This window comes from Microcoleus sp. K5-D4 (assembly GCF_036704575.1).
Classification (GTDB): Bacteria; Cyanobacteriota; Cyanobacteriia; order Cyanobacteriales; family Microcoleaceae; genus Microcoleus.
This window is the reverse complement of record NZ_JAUBSD010000214.1, coordinates 1-1,314: the sequence shown is the minus strand read 5'-3', so window position 1 is coordinate 1,314 and position 1,314 is coordinate 1. Positions and strand designations below refer to the sequence as shown.

The 1,314-nt window shown below is 37.4% G+C and carries 2 protein-coding genes; one reads left to right on the top strand and one right to left on the bottom strand.

The features are described from left to right. Nucleotides 1-521, bottom strand: a 521-nt coding sequence (locus tag QUA77_RS29120) for a hypothetical protein (protein ID WP_333454106.1), incomplete at its 3' end; no start/stop codon positions are given. A gap of 224 nt (nucleotides 522-745) precedes the next feature. Here QUA77_RS29120 and QUA77_RS29115 point away from each other — a divergent pair. Next, nucleotides 746-1,267 carry a hypothetical protein gene (locus tag QUA77_RS29115; RefSeq protein ID WP_333454104.1) on the top strand — a complete coding sequence of 174 codons (522 nt, stop codon included), beginning with the start codon at nucleotides 746-748 and terminating at the stop codon, nucleotides 1,265-1,267. Nucleotides 1,268-1,314 lie beyond the last annotated feature (47 nt).

The following is a 1,314-nucleotide window of genomic DNA, read 5'->3' as shown; positions in this document are numbered from 1 at the left end:
CGTGATGCTCTATCTGCCCATTCTTGTAACTTATTCATGCCTTCTCTTATTCCCCAATCAAAGACCTGAATCCTTACCCGCGGTTTTTGAGTAGTTTCTTCACTAAGCTGAGATTCACCAGATTCTTTAGCCTTCAACTCAATGGGAACTAATTCTTGATCGCCCAAGATATCAGTTAATTTTTGGTCGAGCTTTTTGGCGATGAAGTGACGACCATAAGGTATTTCATTTGAACTACAAATCAAGTGGTTATTTTGATCTAAAAATACCTGTCCTATAATTTTTCCTTCGGGATGCTTTTGGCAAATAATTGCTCCTTTTTTTACATTAGGAGTCCCAGGGCGATCGCTCTGGAAATAATTTATAGCTTCCTCAAAGGTGATCCCCTCTAAAACTTCAGGTATCCCCAGAATGCGTGGCAAACATTTATTAAATTCGCCCACGATCCGCTGCACATCCCCAGAAGTGAGTTTGTGATCTTCTTGAGAGGTGTCTTTGGCAAACCAGTTAAACCGTGTCATATTTCCTCCAGAGCCTTTGATAACTTATAAATTTATACTAGATTCCTTGTATCTCTAATTATTTTACTCGGAAACTATATTTTTTGAGATCAATAAAAGTGTTATTTAGTGTACAGTTACATTTTTAAAACACTTTTCACTAAGAATAAAAAGTGTTATTTAGTTTCACAGGTGTCAGAAAGTGTGATATAGTGTGATTGTCAAAAATCAACCAACTTTTAGCTATGGATATCCAAGAGGTTTTACAATGGACTGACGAGCAAGTATTTGTGAAGACGGGAAAACATATTGATTCATTGCAAAGCTCTATATTAAAAGAAGTTTGGGAGGGGGAGAAATATCATAAAATAGCTAAAAAGTGCAATCGGAGTGAAGATCATATTAAACAAGTTTCTAGAAAATTATGGAAGATGCTTTCTGACGTATTGGGAGAAGATATTAAACAATCTAATGTTCGATCTATTTTAGAAACACAAGCATTGTCTAATATTTACAACAATAATGGTTCACAGATTGTTGGTTACATTAATAGTCATATCAATATCTGTGGAGAAAAACGGCAAGGTGCAGAAGAGGCCAAGCAGCGATCGCCCTCTGCCCCTGACTCTCCCCAAAATAATGCCCGATCGCCCATAATCGATTTAACAGACGCACCCGAACTCCCTTACTTTTACGATCGCACCTCAGAACTCTCCACCCTCAAACAATGGATTTTGGGCATTGCTGAATTAGGGTATGATAAGTAAGGCGTGCAAGCGCCAAAAATAAAACTTCAAAAAATCCAGAGTTTATG

Coding starts and splice junctions, on each gene's coding strand:
- QUA77_RS29115 (WP_333454104.1), top strand. CDS start 746: ATGGATATCCAAGAGGTTTTACAATGGACTGACGAGCAAGTATTTGTG.